The sequence below is a fragment of the Weissella hellenica genome, assembly GCF_005405545.1.
Classification (GTDB): Bacteria; Bacillota; Bacilli; order Lactobacillales; family Lactobacillaceae; genus Weissella; species Weissella hellenica.
On record NZ_BJEG01000006.1, the window covers coordinates 76,833 to 91,647 of the forward strand.

18 protein-coding genes are annotated in these 14,815 nt (G+C 34.9%); 5 read left to right on the plus strand and 13 right to left on the minus strand.

The window, feature by feature from the left end; all coding sequences use genetic code 11:
- Positions 1–174 precede the first annotated feature (174 nt).
- From FFM61_RS04675 to FFM61_RS04685, 3 genes are read left to right on the plus strand one after another with little or no spacing between them, the layout of a single operon-like run.
- The gene (locus tag FFM61_RS04675; protein WP_083194478.1) at positions 175–624 is read left to right on the plus strand and encodes a class Ib ribonucleoside-diphosphate reductase assembly flavoprotein NrdI; all 450 of its coding nucleotides are present in this window, start codon (positions 175–177) and stop codon (positions 622–624) included.
- A gap of 15 nt (positions 625–639) precedes the next feature.
- Complete coding sequence (locus FFM61_RS04680; RefSeq protein WP_074427430.1) at positions 640–1,293, plus strand: hypothetical protein; 654 nt, start codon at positions 640–642, stop codon at positions 1,291–1,293.
- 17 nt (positions 1,294–1,310) lie between these two features.
- On the plus strand, positions 1,311–1,571 hold the full coding sequence (locus tag FFM61_RS04685) for a hypothetical protein (RefSeq protein WP_074427429.1): 261 nt from the start codon (positions 1,311–1,313) through the stop codon (positions 1,569–1,571).
- Between the two features lie 97 nt (positions 1,572–1,668).
- On the opposite strand, the gene FFM61_RS04690 is transcribed toward FFM61_RS04685, so the two are convergent.
- The 7 genes from FFM61_RS04690 to FFM61_RS04720 all read right to left on the minus strand — a co-directional run bounded on the left by FFM61_RS04690 (position 1,669) and on the right by FFM61_RS04720 (position 5,346).
- Entirely contained in the window at positions 1,669–2,331 is a 663-nt protein-coding gene (locus tag FFM61_RS04690) for a LysM peptidoglycan-binding domain-containing protein (protein WP_074427428.1), read from the minus strand.
- Between the two features lie 447 nt (positions 2,332–2,778).
- Positions 2,779–3,120: a cysteine desulfurase gene (locus FFM61_RS04695; protein WP_074427427.1), complete on the minus strand. Its 342-nt coding sequence runs from the start codon at positions 3,118–3,120 to the stop codon at positions 2,779–2,781.
- 30 nt (positions 3,121–3,150) lie between these two features.
- Positions 3,151–3,846, minus strand: coding sequence for a 5'-methylthioadenosine/adenosylhomocysteine nucleosidase (locus tag FFM61_RS04700; RefSeq protein ID WP_074427426.1), 696 nt, complete (start codon positions 3,844–3,846; stop codon positions 3,151–3,153).
- A 28-nt stretch (positions 3,847–3,874) separates the two neighbouring features.
- Positions 3,875–4,156 (minus strand): hypothetical protein, encoded by a 282-nt coding sequence (locus FFM61_RS04705; RefSeq protein ID WP_137604606.1) that lies wholly within the window; start codon positions 4,154–4,156, stop codon positions 3,875–3,877.
- A 9-nt stretch (positions 4,157–4,165) separates the two neighbouring features.
- The gene (locus FFM61_RS04710; protein WP_074427424.1) at positions 4,166–4,729 is read right to left on the minus strand and encodes an NUDIX hydrolase; all 564 of its coding nucleotides are present in this window, start codon (positions 4,727–4,729) and stop codon (positions 4,166–4,168) included.
- Positions 4,730–4,746: 17 nt separating this feature from the next.
- Positions 4,747–4,956 carry a cold-shock protein gene (locus tag FFM61_RS04715; protein WP_074427423.1) on the minus strand — a complete coding sequence of 70 codons (210 nt, stop codon included), beginning with the start codon at positions 4,954–4,956 and terminating at the stop codon, positions 4,747–4,749.
- A gap of 15 nt (positions 4,957–4,971) precedes the next feature.
- A complete protein-coding gene (locus FFM61_RS04720) occupies positions 4,972–5,346 on the minus strand; it encodes a DUF3397 family protein (protein WP_074427422.1) in 375 nt (124 codons plus the stop codon).
- Positions 5,347–5,462: 116 nt separating this feature from the next.
- Between FFM61_RS04720 and FFM61_RS04725 the strand changes: the two genes are divergently transcribed.
- Positions 5,463–5,585, plus strand: coding sequence for a DUF4044 domain-containing protein (locus FFM61_RS04725; protein WP_074427421.1), 123 nt, complete (start codon positions 5,463–5,465; stop codon positions 5,583–5,585).
- A 74-nt stretch (positions 5,586–5,659) separates the two neighbouring features.
- Here the strand turns inward: FFM61_RS04725 and FFM61_RS04730 are convergent, their stop codons facing one another.
- From FFM61_RS04730 to FFM61_RS04755, 6 genes are all read right to left on the minus strand, one after another.
- Positions 5,660–6,784, minus strand: coding sequence for an ATP-grasp domain-containing protein (locus FFM61_RS04730; protein ID WP_074427420.1), 1,125 nt, complete (start codon positions 6,782–6,784; stop codon positions 5,660–5,662).
- A 26-nt stretch (positions 6,785–6,810) separates the two neighbouring features.
- Positions 6,811–7,284: a glycoside hydrolase family 73 protein gene (locus FFM61_RS04735; RefSeq protein ID WP_240005969.1), complete on the minus strand. Its 474-nt coding sequence runs from the start codon at positions 7,282–7,284 to the stop codon at positions 6,811–6,813.
- A gap of 177 nt (positions 7,285–7,461) precedes the next feature.
- Positions 7,462–9,219, minus strand: a complete 1,758-nt coding sequence (gene cydC, locus FFM61_RS04740; RefSeq protein WP_074427418.1) for a thiol reductant ABC exporter subunit CydC — start codon at positions 9,217–9,219, stop codon at positions 7,462–7,464.
- The gene (cydD, locus tag FFM61_RS04745) at positions 9,216–10,946 is read right to left on the minus strand and encodes a thiol reductant ABC exporter subunit CydD (RefSeq protein WP_074427417.1); all 1,731 of its coding nucleotides are present in this window, start codon (positions 10,944–10,946) and stop codon (positions 9,216–9,218) included. Before cydD ends, cydC begins: the two co-directional genes overlap by 4 nt.
- Before the next feature lie 110 nt (positions 10,947–11,056).
- Positions 11,057–12,070 (minus strand): cytochrome d ubiquinol oxidase subunit II, encoded by a 1,014-nt coding sequence (cydB, locus tag FFM61_RS04750; RefSeq protein ID WP_074427416.1) that lies wholly within the window; start codon positions 12,068–12,070, stop codon positions 11,057–11,059.
- A gap of 3 nt (positions 12,071–12,073) precedes the next feature.
- Complete coding sequence (locus FFM61_RS04755) at positions 12,074–13,546, minus strand: cytochrome ubiquinol oxidase subunit I (RefSeq protein ID WP_137604607.1); 1,473 nt, start codon at positions 13,544–13,546, stop codon at positions 12,074–12,076.
- A gap of 249 nt (positions 13,547–13,795) precedes the next feature.
- Here FFM61_RS04755 and FFM61_RS04760 point away from each other — a divergent pair, with 249 nt between their 5' ends.
- A complete protein-coding gene (locus tag FFM61_RS04760; RefSeq protein WP_083194477.1) occupies positions 13,796–14,728 on the plus strand; it encodes an NAD(P)-dependent oxidoreductase in 933 nt (310 codons plus the stop codon).
- The last annotated feature ends 87 nt before the right edge of the window (positions 14,729–14,815 follow it).

The following is a 14,815-nucleotide window of genomic DNA, read 5'->3' on the forward strand; positions in this document are numbered from 1 at the left end:
GGATTAAATTAACTAAAAAAAGGCTTGACACAGGCTTTTTCGCAGTACGAAAGCTTTTATAGTGATTATTACAAAATGATTAAATAATAACATTCTGTTAGTTGTATAATTGCTAAATCCAATATTTTTTTTTAGACTTAAGAGTAACATTAATAATTACCGGAGGACTTCATAATGCCACTTAATCTTTTATATATTTCTATTTCTGGTAACACACGTTCATTTATTGATAAGTTAACGACCTTTGCAGATGAACAAGGCCAACTATCTTTTGAACCAATAGAAGTATCTGACGCTTCACCCGATATAATTACGAATAGTCCCTTTTTTGTCTTTGTCCCCACTTATTTAGATGGTGGTAACGGTATTGGCAATGGTATTATCGAAATTATGACTGATGCTTTACGTGAACAACTAGAAATACCAGAAAATGCCAAAAATTTAATTGGTATTATTGGTAGCGGTAATAAAAATTTTAATGCACAGTACATTTTAACCGCTCGTCGTTATGCTGTTGACTTTAATGCCCCGCTAATTGCCAATTATGAATTACGTGGTACTCAAAGTGACGTTGAACGTGTTTATCAAGCAATTAATCAACGTTTTTATGAATACAATCATTAATAGAAGGACTTATTTATGCTTTTACCACATACAAAGTCAAAGAAAGTTTCGTTAACTAAAGAACGACGTCAAGAAACTTGGTTACATTTATCATCTGCGCAACAACTTGCAATTCAGCGACATATTCGCTATCAGCAAACATCTTTATTCATGAATTACGAGTTAGTTGGTCATGGTCGCCATTGGTCTTTAGTCGACTATCACGAAAATTTAAATTATGATACCAAAAATTTACCACAATTATATTGTGACTGTGGTCGTCGCTTAAAGCATCAATATATTCTGATCAATGATTTGGGTGAAAAAATCAAACTAGGTATTACGCATTTTGCAGATCATATTGGTATTTCTGAACAGGTTGCTCGTCAATTGCAAGCTCAAATTCATCGTCTGAATTTTGGCTTAGATGAACTATTGCAACGTATCCGACGTCATGCTGGATTAAATCCTGCTATGCAACGTTGGTTTTTGACTAATCAGGACTTATTTCCAGATGCACCTAATCATACGGCCGATTTTGTGAGCGATAATTTACCGCCAGATCGTGATATTCAAGCAGAAATTGTGCGTACGTACAAAAAAAATAATTATGTTAAAAAAGCACGAGTTCATAAAAAAACGACTAAACTCAATAAAGATGCTTGGCAAGAAATTTTTCGTGATATTTAAATCCTAAGGAGCTCTTTATGGCAATATTATATACAGCACCATCAGAAACAGTAACATATGCATTATTAGTTGATGATCAACAAGGGTTGGTCTCACAGGTTTATTGTCTACAGACATCTGCACTACAACAACAATCTCAAATAGTACTACCTGACATGATGGCCCTACACACCAAACAAACCCAACTGGTAGCTAACCTTAATTACTGGTTATGGCCAATTGACCAACGTAGCAATCAATTTCCATCTGAAACCAAAACACATCATCAAAAAGCATAAAAAAAGCTGTATCTAATGTTGAAAAAACACAGATGTTTTCGTCAACTAGATACAGCTTTTTTATTAAATTAATTTATTTCACCATGTGAGGTTGTTTTTACCACCAACCGTTAGCTGCACGGAATGAAATAGCGTTATCCACTGATCCATAGCGTGAGTTGGCGTAATTTAGCATACCAGCAGTTTGTGTAGCCACTGATCCATGGCCCCATGATTGGTTAGTTTGACCTAATCCATGATATTGACCATTTGATGCATTAACATTTCCACCTGATTCAGGCATCACAATTGATTGCCACATTGCTGAATTACCACCAGCAGCAATAAATTGATCATATGTTGATCCTGAAGCAGCTGCAGTTGATACAGATTGTACTTGTGCTGCCTTTTGTTGTACAGGGGCTGCTTGTTGTACTGGTGCTTGTTGTACAGGGGCTGCTTGTTGTACTGGTGCTTGTTGTGCAACCGGTGCAGCAACCGCAACTTGTTCTTGTACAGGAGCTACTTGTACTGATGCCTGCCGTGTAACTGGTGCAGCAGCTTGATCATCTAACTCAACTTGTTGACCAGCAAAAATTAAGTTAGCATTTGCAATCTTGTTAACACTAATAAGACGATCGATAGTCGTATTGTGATTAGTAGCAATTGATGACAAAGTGTCTCCTGTTTGAACAGTGTATGTATCGGCTGATACCTCTGTGGCCATTGCAGCAGTTGCAATACCAGCGACAGCTAATGCAGTTAGTACTTTTTTATTCATTATAAATATATCTCCTTGATGTTTACCTATATTGGCATTGACACTTTCCTTAGTCCTCTTCAACGCGGATTCTATTCACTACGTTGGGAACTCATGCTTTTAACAACAGATATAAGTTTAACAATCTCACAACCATATTCGTTACAATGGTGCGACAGAGCGTTACACCTGTATCACAAATAATAATTTGTGAGAAATTTCATTGTAATATCAAATGAAAACTTGAACTAAAAGACTGATACAATAGTATTTTAAAATAATAATTAACCGGTTAAATAAGAAGATTATTATTTAAATAATCTACAAGTAAAACTGATAAAACCGTTTTCTTACTTCTAATTAGTTTTTTGATTACGAAAGTGTAACAGTGTTAAAGTTAACATATATACATTTTATTTACTTAAAAGCACAAAAAACAGATTAACTCATTGTCAATCTGTCCACAATTTATTTAATTTTAAGAATTTCTCGATCAACTAATTCATTTAAGTAAAAATGATACAGTTTTTCTAATTCTACGTGTTTCTGATGCTTAAAAATATTAACAGTGGCACTACCACTCGGATTAACCGTCTTAATTTTAATTCCCGTTAGCGCTTTATCAACAACAACTTTTAGCTTAATAGCATTATCTAAGCCTTTTTCTGGTTCTAATGAACGTTTCATTACATATGAACCAGCATTATTTTTAACAAAACCAGTATCACCTAAAGCATATTGTTTTAATTGTGGGTTAAATTGATAAATAACATCATCACCAATTACCTTAACAGTAGTATCAAATGCCATTTTATACCCCTTTTACCATAGAACTATTTTTTAAGATTGTGCCTTGAAGAAATCTATCAATACTTGTGCTGATTGCTTACCAGCTGCAATGATAAATTCATCAAATGTCATCCCAGCTTCTCCATTAGCATTATCAGAAATAGCACGTACTACAGCAAATGGGACATCAAAGTAATGTGCTGCCTGGGCAATCGAAGCACCTTCCATTTCAGCAGACTGTGCATCTTTAAAATGTGACAAAATATTTTGTTTCTGTTCATCACTAGCAATAAATGAATCACTCGTCACAATTAAACCATTAACCAGGTGTGCATCTGTTACAGCTGCATACACCTTTGATAACCCTGCTACCAAATCAACCTCTGTTTCAAACCGTGCTGGTTGTTGAGGTACTTGACCGTATTCATAGCCAAATGCACGAGCATCAGCATCAGCATAAGCTAGTTCATCAGCAATCACCACATCACCAATTTTTAAACCATTTCCTACTGCACCAGCTGAACCAGAATTAATGATGGCGTCAACTGCAAAATTAGTAATTAATAACGTTGTCGTTAATGCTGAAGCAACTTTACCAATACCAGATTCTACAACGACAACATCAACCTTACCAATTTTACCGTGATGAAATAGCTTTCCTGCAATAGTTGTTTGCTTTTCATCAGACATTGCCTCAACTAGCGCTGCCTTCTCTTCTGCCATTGCATTTATTACACCATACCGCATTTATTTATCTCTCCTTAATTCTAATCTGCTACAAGAAAAACAAAATGACATACGTTAATAAAATTAACCCAATTAAGATAGCAATTGCCATATTCAAACGATGTTTTAAACGTGTTGTTTTTCCCGTTTTGGTTAACTTACGTGTTTGTGGATCCAATTCATAACGACCATGTCGTGTTAATCGATGTTCTTCACGCGTTAATAACGTTGCACCTTGATTTTGATTATTATCCAAATCATCAAGACTTGACATGTCATTATTAACTAACTCATTCTTTTTATCACGTAATTTTTTATTAAATAACATCATATTTACCTATTATTGTAACGTACGCCAATATAAATATGCCATATTTGTTTTAGCATCCTTCAATTGACCACTATTAAATAACTCTGTTGCTTGTTCATAATCAACATAAATCAAATCAATTTGCTCGTCGTCATCCTGTGGTAATTCTGCTACAACTGGACTTAAATCCGTTGCTAAATATAATGTCATATATTCATCAGCAAATCCGATTGATGTATAGAATCCCGTAATTGGTGCAACTTTTTTTGCTGCGAGGCGCGTTTCCTCATTTAACTCACGGTTAACAGCATCCAATGGGTTTTGATCACGTTTATCAATCTTACCAGCCGGAATTTCAAGCGTTACCTGTTTTACTGGTGCACGCCATTGTTTTTCTAAAATCATTTTATTATCTTTTGTTAATGCTAAGATAGCAATTGCATCAGCATGATAGACAACATCACGTTTAGTTTGTCGTCCGTCAGGTAAAAGAACTGTTTGTTCAACGGCCCGAATAATATGACCATCATACTTAGTCGTTTCGTCTAAAACTTTTTCAGCAAATTTTGTAACTTCTTTTGATAAGTTAACCATTCTACCTCCTCCAGTATTTACGCTATAACTTCAACAGCAGCTGCTTGTGGTCCTCTAATTCCTTGAATAACAACTAATCTAACTTCTTGACCAACTATTAAATCACGTACACGTGGTGTTTGAATAGCCGAAAAATGCACAAAGACATCATCTTCACCTTTTAATTCAATAAAGCCAAACCCTTTATCTGATTGCCAAGTTTTTACATAACCACTAATTTTTTCCATTTATTTACTCCTTTATTATCTGCCACTTGTCACAATGTAAGCATAAATTGCAATACCAATCAAAATAATATAACTAGTCAACGTAATAATGCGCCACCAAATTAACCAAAAGCGCCGTGTGACAAATGTTTCGCGTATAAATCCTTGATACAAGGCCAAAGCAATTCCCCACAAAACAAACATTAAAAACATTGGTACTAATAATGTTATATGCCAAACTTCAAATGTCGTGGTAGCAATGCTCCACCAAACAATAAAAACACCCAAATCTGTCGTTTTTAAATTTTTTGGCCAAGAACTTTGCAAAAAGGTTTGTTTTATAATCCAAATAACTACTAAGGTAATTAAAGCAATAAAAACCGTTACTGGCCAATTAAATAATGTCAGCATTACTGCCTCCTAAAATGTATTAATCTATTTATTATACCTTTAATTATTCACTCTGTGGTATGTTATCTGTTTTTTTTGATACAATAGACTAAACGATATAGATTAGAGGTTCCACCATGCAAAAAAACAATAAAAAGAAAAAGTCAACAATGCAAAAAATCATCCAAACATTTGTTATTTTTATGTTAGTTCTATCATTCGCAAGTGTATTTATTACAATATTACAAATTTCTTTCTAAACTTATTCATATAAAAAGAGACATCCATAACTGGCACTTTAGAATTGCGGCCGAGTATGGATGTCTCTTTTTATTTATTGATTATCAAATTGCCAAATACCGGCTACTTGCAATTGGTTTAACAACTGCTCCGAACTTGTGCCATAAGCTAAAACATGACCTGTTTGTGGTAATAGATTGTCAAAATGATACATGGCAATTTGCCAATGTGATTGAATTTGCCAATGCCGATAAAGTAACGGCTCTTCTTTTTCCGTAATTGGCAGGTAAACTGCTGCGTGTTCAAAAACAACGTCAGCAAGTTTTTGACCAGTAATAGCACGTAAATGCTGGCCAGCGACACTTATATTAACTGAAACATCATATAAAACGGTCGTCTTAGACAAGCCAGGGATGACATTACGCAAGTATAAAGTACCATGATCTGACAATAAAACTGTCACATCATATGCCCCCACATAATTTAAAGTAGCTCCTAATTTTTCAGTGACTTTAGTTATTTCATCAACAACGGCATCAGCTATATTCCCAACGGTCCACGCGCTGTTTAAGTTAGATGAAATTGTTTGCACCTGCCGTAATGGGTACAAGGCCGTCTCATTATTAGCACTACGTACTGCTGTCATTACAAATGATTGCGTGTTATCTAACCACGGTTCGATTAACAACGTACTGCCATCAATCATAGGCGCGACTAATCCCAAGTCCCATTCACCACGTAAAATAACTTGATCATCAATATTTTTGTGCTTGAAAACTGGTTTTACAATAAGTGGATAACCTAGTTTTGTCCCCGCCTGTGCAATTTCATCTAACGAACTCCCTGTTTCGTAAGGTAAAATATTCAATGATTCACTTTCATAAAATGCTTTTGCTAATGCATGATCGTCAGTAATATCTAAGATATTAGTCCCTTGGGGTACAACTTGATTTGTTAATTGATCAGTAATTTGCACAGGTAACCATGCTGAAGTATACGTAATGATATCTGATAGCGCTACGAAACTTTCAATTTCATCATTGTTATCTTTTTGGCCTACAAAACGATAATCCGCCTCTTTTAAAAGAACTGAATCTGCATAACTACTATACCCTGCAATATGATAGCCCATATTATGAGCAATTTGTGCTAAATACCGACTTGTAATACCATCCCCAATGATTCCAATTGTTGCTCCTGGTAAAACTTCATAACTCATCTTATCTCACCCTTTTCAATCTGAATTTATTTATTATCATACCTATATAAATGATATGTTTCAATCATTTGAATTATTTTTTTTGCATATGTTGGATCAGTTGCATAACCGCCGGCTACTAACCCATTGGCAGCACTCTTATAATCTGTCGCCTGCACGACCGTGGCATATCGTTGTGGATTATCAGTTGTCCCATTTACCAATAATTGTGCATGGTCCAGCATGGATGATTGCCAGCTGTCATAAACACGAAACGATGCATTAATGGTTACCCATTGATTATTTTCATATTCTTTCGTTGCTAATGATGCACTTGGCTGACCAGCAACTGCTTTAACACCAAAAAAATTATTATATTGTGTTGATAATTCAGATTTTCCCCAATCTGATTCTAATACTGCTTGCGCGATACTAATAGAAGCTAATATACCATACTCTTGTTCAAGTTGCTGTGCTTGGGGCGCTATTTTTTTGATAAATGCTTTATGTGTTCGTTCCACTGTGTTCACCTCTTTAACTGGTTGATTTTTATGATGATGAATATCTGTTTGCCAAATTCCAAAACCTAAAATCAGGATGACACACAATAAAACATGTCCCCGCTGCAGCTGTCCATTCTTAACAAAGAATTTTTGTATACGTTGCTTATTTTTCCTTTTTGCCAGAAAATCACCCTCTTATTTGTCAGTTAAATGTCCATGATCCAATTCTAACAACTTTTTAAATCTTTGTTCAGTTACCATCAATTGCTGTGGTGTCCCTTGCATTGAAACTTTCTTATCTTCAATAAAAATCAATTCATCAACCAATTCAATCCCAGTTAAATGATGAGTGACCCAAATAATTGTTCGATCAGCCAATACTTCAAAAATAGTATTTAATACATTTAACTCAGTAATTGGATCTAAAGCAACCGTTGGTTCATCCAAAATAACAATTGGTGTATTTTGCAATAATACCCGTGCTAATGCAAATCGTTGCTTTTCACCACCAGAAAAACGGTTTCCCATTTCAGTCATTGGTGTATCTAACCCTTCTGGTAAACTTTTCACAAGATCTGCTAACGATACTTGTTGTAACGCCCGCCACAATTCTTCATTCGTTGCTTGTAAATTACCTAACCGTAAATTATTGGCCACAGAACTAGCAAATAAATATGGCTGTTGATCTAATACTGCAATAATATCAGAACGTTCTTTTTGCAATGTTTTAACATCATAGTTATTAATCGTAACTGTTCCCTTATTAGGTTGTTCATCACCCAATAAAAGTTTTAAGAAAGTTGTCTTACCAGCGCCAGATTGACCTAAAATCGCTAATTTTTGACCGTCCTTAATCGTTAAATTTAAATTTTCTAACACTGTAACTTCATTATACCCAAAATTAACTTTATTAAACTTAATTTCAGGTTGTGTAATACCCACCATTTCTTGTGTTACATTCCCCTGCAATTCAGCTTGTGCTTTGTCGTCCATTTGATTCAATCGTTCAATTGAATTTTTATAACGTGGCCACTCGCCGACACCAGTACTAATTGATGTCAGCGAATCTTGCACTGGGAAAATAGCCAATACAAAGGCTGCAATCCAGTTAACCCCAAAACTATCACTACCAAAATGCTTAGTGGCAAAAATCAATAGAACAATGGCTGTTGCGCCAATTATCACAGCGCCAAACATATCCCGCCACCAATTAAAATGATTTTGTTTTGCTTTAATTTTATTAATCGCATTAAAATCGTTTTGTTGGCGTTCAAATAGTTCTGACGTACGTCCAGATAAAATCCAATCCTGTAATCCCATAACAGAATCAGTTAAATCAGTGTACAGTTGGCCTTCAAGTTGTTGTTGTTTATAATCTCGCGCACCATTCACAACTATTGTGATAATCGGTGTCAAAATTGTTATCATACCTAACATCAAAAAAACAGCTAATGCAAATCCCCAATCAAACACGCCAATACCAACTGTAATCAAGACATATACGATTAACCCAATTACCGTTGGAAATAATGTCCGCAAATAAAAATTTTCAATTTTAAATAGATCATTATCCAAAACACCTAAAACTTCACCTGTTTGTGATTTTGCATAAACTGATTTTGTACCAACTTCAACTAGCTGATAAAGTCTTTTACGGAACTTAGAAACAATTCGCAAAACCCAATCATGTGATACCAGACGTTCAACATAACGAAATGATGGTCTACCAATTCCAAAAGCTCGCGTTAACACGATTGGTACATAAACCATCAATATATTTTCTGGAATTTGGGCCGAACGTGAAATCAAAAATCCAGAGGTAAACATCAAGGCTGCACCACAAAAAATCGTCATGAAACCTAGAAACAAAATTAAAGCTAACAATTTTTTATATGATTTTAAATATGGAAAAACCCAAGTATCTTTTTTAATTAACGTTATTAACTTATTCATTTTTTACTACCTCGCATTGCTGATTGCAAAGCAACAAAGTATCCTTGCTTATCATTTAATTCTGAAAGTGTCCCCTGTTCAACGATTTGGCCATCACGCATGACCAAAATCAAATCCATTTGTGCTAACCAATGAAGACGATGCGTTGCAAAAATAACCAATCGTTCATCAAATAATGGTAACATTGTTTCTTTTAATTTAATTTCTGTTTCAATATCTAAATGAGCAGTCGGTTCATCCAGCAATAACACACGTCGCTCTTGATCTAATAAAATACGTGCTAACCCGATACGTTGTGTTTGTCCACCAGAAGCTTGCACAGCCCCTTCACCAATTATAGTATCTAATCCGTCATCCAAAGACGCATACCAGTCGTCTAATCCAACAACTTGAATTGCATGAATTAATGCTTCATCTGTTTTATTCTTAGCATAAAACGCTAAATTATTTCGTAATGTATCGTGAAAAATATAAGGTTTTTGTGGCAACACTTGTAGTTGTGACTGCCAGTCTTTTTGCTGTAAATGTGGTAATGTTTGATCATTAATTTTGATATTACCCTCACCAATTAAGAATCCCCCCAATAGGTTTAACAAGGTTGATTTCCCTGAACCAGAGGTTCCTACAATCGCCACACGTTGGTGGCCCTTAAATGATACATTAATGTCCTTTAACGTATTATTATTAGCATTAGGATACTGGTAATTGAGGTTAGTTACTTCTAATGTATCATCAGCTTGCCAACGTTGTTGTCCTCGATGATAAACATTCGTATCTTCAACTGTCTTTGTATCAAGAACAGTCATAATATCTGCGAAGGCATTTTTACCATTTAATGTCGCATGATAATCATTAGCAAAATTTCTAATCGGTTCAAAATACTCAGGAGCCAATACTAAAATCGTTAGTGCTGGTAACAATGGTATCGTGCCGTTCATTAAACCTAGACCTAAAAATAGGGCCACAATTGCAATAGATAACGTTGTAAAAAAATCTAATGCAAAAGTCGATAATATTGCTATTTTTAGCGTACTAATCGTTGCTTTACGATGATCTTCAGACACATCATAAATATTATCGGCATATTGTTTAGACAAACCTACTTGTTTAAGCGTTGTTAGCCCACGTAATGAGTCGACGAAATGATTTGATAACCGATTAAAAGTCTCATACTCCCGATCAGCCTTAGCTTGTGCTGCATATCCTAGAATAATCATAAACAACACAATAACTGGATAAATAAAGAATAAAAAAACTGCTTGTTTCCAATTGATTGTAAAAACATATGCCAAAATAATCCAAGGGATAATCATCATATCAAACAATTTTACTAATACTAATGTAAAGTAATCATGCACTTGATCGATTCCTTCAACTGCCAAAGTTACTGATTTTCCAGTTCCCAATTGACTAATTGCACTTGGCCCCAAGTTTGCATATTGTTTCGTTAATTCACTTTGTAGCCGCCCTGTCGTTTGATCAGCAAATGGTGCTAACACATACTCTTTTAGGACACTTAAAAGTTGACGTAATACGTACGCACTAATAAATACTAAAATGATGATGACAACAGACTGTAACTGTTTGTGCTCCCATACTTTAGTTAAAGCTATACTTAACGCACGTCCTTGACCAATAATCGCAATTGCTTGTATAAAAGTTAATATACATAATAAACCTAAAGCTTTTTTTGCCCCAGGAAATTTAAATATTCTAGGATCTAACATAAATTTTAATAATTCCTTTCGTTTTAAAGCAAACCAGATATGTATAAAAAGGTTGGGACAGCAACTGTTCCAACCTTTTTGAATGTATCAACTATAACGCTAATACGTAATTAATAAGACATCTTCTTAACGTGAATACGATCACGGAAAACGTAAAAACTCCAGATTTGGTAAGCTAATACAATTGGCAATGCCGTTAATGAAATAATTGTCATCCACTTCAAAGTATACGGTGTTGATGTTGCATTCTTCAAAAGAATTGACATACCGGCTTCGTTACCAACGATAACGCGTGGGAATAAACCTGTAAACAATAGTGCTACTAGCACAATAATCACCAACCCTAACGTAATAAATGCTAAGGTATTTTTTTGCTTTAAGGTCACAGTCCATGCTATTACTGTCAATACAACAATTGCAGCTAACAAAACTACCGTAATTACTGGCTTTTTAACAAAGAAGTCAGTATAGATAAACAACGTAATTGCAAAAGCGACTTCACCAATCAAAAGTATCGGATATAATACCTTTAATTGTTTTTGAATACGATCATGTAATGAACCACTTGTAATCTTTAGACGTGCATAATTCAAACCATGTACGTATGAAAGCAACGATAATGCGACCCCACCAATAACTGAGAAAACATTAAAGTAATCCCAAAAACCAGCTGACATATCACCATGTACATCTAAAGGCATTCCTTGAACAACATCAGTAAATAGTAATCCAAACAAGAATGGTACTAACATTGATGTAATAGCTGATATGGTCGTCCACAAATTTCTAAACTTAACTGTTCGCATTTGTTCACGGAATTCAAATGAAACACCGCGATAAATCAAACAAATTAAGATAGCAAATAGAATCAAATAAAAACCAGAGAACAATGACGCATACCAGAAAGGCATTGCAGCAAACATTGCACCACCCGCAGTAATCAACCATACTTCATTACCATCCCAGTGTGGTCCAATTGATCTAATCAATGCATCTTCTTCAGTTTCACCCTTAGCTAGGGTTTTCAAAGACATTCCAATTCCAAAGTCAAATCCTTCCAAAAAGAAGAACCCACTAAACAGAACAGCAATCAAGACAAACCATAATATTTGATATTCTGTCATTATTTAGGCCTCCTTTCCATCTGTAAAGGCTTCAGGTGAAAATGGATCAAGATTCTCATCTGTTACTTCTTCATCCACTGACTCTGGACCGGCAATCATGACACGTCGTGAAAGAAGAATCATAATTAACCCTAACACAAGGAATGTTGCGAAATACAATATATTGGATGTCAACAATGACGTTGCTGAAACATTTGGTGACACTGCATCAGCCATTGTAAGAACCCCGTAAACAACCCATGGTGCACGACCAAGTTCAGTAATCAACCAACCAGACGTTATTGCAACATATGGTAGGAACGTTGATAATCCGAATATCCAAAGAACCCACTTGTATTTTGAAATATCAATTTTTGATTTTTTACGTACTGCCCACAATGCAACTAACGCAAGAAATCCAAATGCACCTGCGGAAACTGCCATAATACGGAAACTATAGTAAAGTGTATTATTGGGCAAATAATAATTCATATCGTGCCCAAATTTAACATCATACTTTTCATGTAACTCTTTATTTAGTTCACGCCAACCTTGACTACCACCCACAAGAGAATGATGAGCTAAAATTGAAAGCATGTATGGAATATCCAATGACCATTTAACCTCATGTGTCTTCGGATCACTGTATGCAATCACTGACCATGGTGCTTGTTCATCATCACCACCAACATTTTTATCAAGTGCTTCAGTGGCTGCAAACTTCATTGGCTGGTCATCTTGTAAGTACAATGAATGGCGGTCACCAGTATATAGCAAACCAACTGTTCCAATCAATGCAACCACAGCACCCACCTTAACCGACTTTTTGAAGAAGTCTAATTCATGATGAGGACGACGTAATAATGACCAAGCTGAAATACCAATCACAGCAAAAGACCCAGCCATAAATGTTGCGAAAATAACGTGTGGAAATTCCAACCATAATTGATGATTTTGTAACAAAGCCGGAAAATCAACTAAGACAGCTCGATCAAATTTATGATCAACTTTAAAGCCGACCGGATTTTGCATAAATGAATTAGCTGCTAAAATCCAAAGTGCTGAAAAAGCTGAACCAATGGTTGTTAACCAAATAAACATTAGATGCAATTTCTTATTAAAGCGATCCCATCCAAATGACCATAGCCCCAAGAATGTAGACTCCAAAAAGAATGCAACTAGCGCTTCAACTGCTAAAGCTGGCCCAAATATATCACCCACATAACGTGAATAGCGAGACCAATTCATCCCAAATTGGAACTCTTGAATGATTCCTGTCACAACCCCAACCGCAAAACTGAGCATGAAAATTTTACCCCAGAATTTGGTCATACGTTTGTATTGATCATCCTTTTTTATAACATACAAGGTTTCCATTGTCGCAACAATAATACCTAATCCAATTGACAACGGTACGAAGAAAAAATGAAAAATCGTTGTCATTGCGAACTGGAATCGTGCAAGGTTTAAAATGGATAGACCTGCTATCAAGTTCATACAACTAACCTCCTAATTGATAACTTAATTTTAAGCGCAATAAGTTCTCATACATTCTTATTGTACCCTATTTTAGTCATTTTTTACCACTTTAATTTACTAAATTATACATAATTTGTGAATATTTTCATAATCATTTCATTAACCAAATTTTTTTGTTATTTTTGTCGTAAAATCAAACTAATTTTATAGACCTTTTCCAATTTTTTGCTTAAAATAAATTAAAATATACTTTTTGGAGGACTTAGTATGACTGTGAACTTGTTAGCTTTATCACCTTTGACAGATGCTGATATTGAAACATTAAATGCCTATGACGTGGTAGTTATTAGGCCCGAAAACTTAACTATTAAAAATTACGGTGATATTGATATCAGTTATGGGTGGGATGGCGATATCATTAATCATATCTTAGCAACACCAAATCATCAATTAAAATGGATTCAAGCCTACTCTGCAGGTGTTGACTATATGCCTCTAAATACACTTGCTGAACAAAAAATCATCCTAACGAATGCAAGCGGTCAACGTTCCAAACCTATTGCGCAAAGTGTTATAAGCTATATTTTTTATTTCGCACGTGGCTTAAATGTCTATCAAAATCAAAAAAGTTGGCAACCCTTTACTAATCAATTTATCTTGCAAGCATTACCCGTTATTATCTTTGGTACTGGCCAAATTGGTCAACAAATTGCTAAGTATTTACAATCTTTTGATACACCTGTTTACGGTGTTAATACATCTGGTCATCCTGTAGATAATTTTGATAAAGTTTTCGCTATTAACAATTTAAATAATTTACCAGATAATATTGCAATTGTTATTAATAGCTTGCCCAGCACAGCGCAAACGAATCATTTTTTTGATAAACATAGTCTAAACTTATTTAATGACTTATTTTTATTTATCAACATTGGGCGTGGCGCTACAGTTAATGAAACTGATCTTTTAACAAAGCTCAATGATGGTACGATTAAATATGCTGCGCTTGATGTCACAGCTACTGAACCTATCTCTGATGATTCTAAATTATGGCAGCAAGATAACTTACTTTTAACACAACATACAACATGGGCTGGTAATTCAGAAAAACTCTTTACTATTTTCATGAAAAACTTACCTGATTTTATTGATCATAAACCACTATCCGTAAACGTTGTTAATTATGATACCGGTTATTAATACCTAATAAAAAAGGCTCTATACTTTCTAGCGTGAAACTAAACATTTCACGCTTTTTATTTTGTCTTTTTCACATAAAAAAAGACA

Coding starts and splice junctions, on each gene's coding strand:
- FFM61_RS04700 (WP_074427426.1), bottom strand. CDS start 3,846: ATGCGGTATGGTGTAATAAATGCAATGGCAGAAGAGAAGGCAGCGCTA.
- FFM61_RS04755 (WP_137604607.1), bottom strand. CDS start 13,546: ATGAACTTGATAGCAGGTCTATCCATTTTAAACCTTGCACGATTCCAG.
- FFM61_RS04675 (WP_083194478.1), top strand. CDS start 175: ATGCCACTTAATCTTTTATATATTTCTATTTCTGGTAACACACGTTCA.
- FFM61_RS04680 (WP_074427430.1), top strand. CDS start 640: ATGCTTTTACCACATACAAAGTCAAAGAAAGTTTCGTTAACTAAAGAA.
- FFM61_RS04725 (WP_074427421.1), top strand. CDS start 5,463: ATGCAAAAAAACAATAAAAAGAAAAAGTCAACAATGCAAAAAATCATC.
- FFM61_RS04710 (WP_074427424.1), bottom strand. CDS start 4,729: ATGGTTAACTTATCAAAAGAAGTTACAAAATTTGCTGAAAAAGTTTTA.
- FFM61_RS04685 (WP_074427429.1), top strand. CDS start 1,311: ATGGCAATATTATATACAGCACCATCAGAAACAGTAACATATGCATTA.
- FFM61_RS04705 (WP_137604606.1), bottom strand. CDS start 4,156: ATGATGTTATTTAATAAAAAATTACGTGATAAAAAGAATGAGTTAGTT.
- FFM61_RS04690 (WP_074427428.1), bottom strand. CDS start 2,331: ATGAATAAAAAAGTACTAACTGCATTAGCTGTCGCTGGTATTGCAACT.
- cydB (WP_074427416.1), bottom strand. CDS start 12,070: ATGACAGAATATCAAATATTATGGTTTGTCTTGATTGCTGTTCTGTTT.
- cydC (WP_074427418.1), bottom strand. CDS start 9,219: ATGAATAAGTTAATAACGTTAATTAAAAAAGATACTTGGGTTTTTCCA.
- FFM61_RS04760 (WP_083194477.1), top strand. CDS start 13,796: ATGACTGTGAACTTGTTAGCTTTATCACCTTTGACAGATGCTGATATT.
- FFM61_RS04715 (WP_074427423.1), bottom strand. CDS start 4,956: ATGGAAAAAATTAGTGGTTATGTAAAAACTTGGCAATCAGATAAAGGG.
- FFM61_RS04695 (WP_074427427.1), bottom strand. CDS start 3,120: ATGGCATTTGATACTACTGTTAAGGTAATTGGTGATGATGTTATTTAT.
- FFM61_RS04730 (WP_074427420.1), bottom strand. CDS start 6,784: ATGAGTTATGAAGTTTTACCAGGAGCAACAATTGGAATCATTGGGGAT.
- FFM61_RS04720 (WP_074427422.1), bottom strand. CDS start 5,346: ATGCTGACATTATTTAATTGGCCAGTAACGGTTTTTATTGCTTTAATT.
- cydD (WP_074427417.1), bottom strand. CDS start 10,946: ATGTTAGATCCTAGAATATTTAAATTTCCTGGGGCAAAAAAAGCTTTA.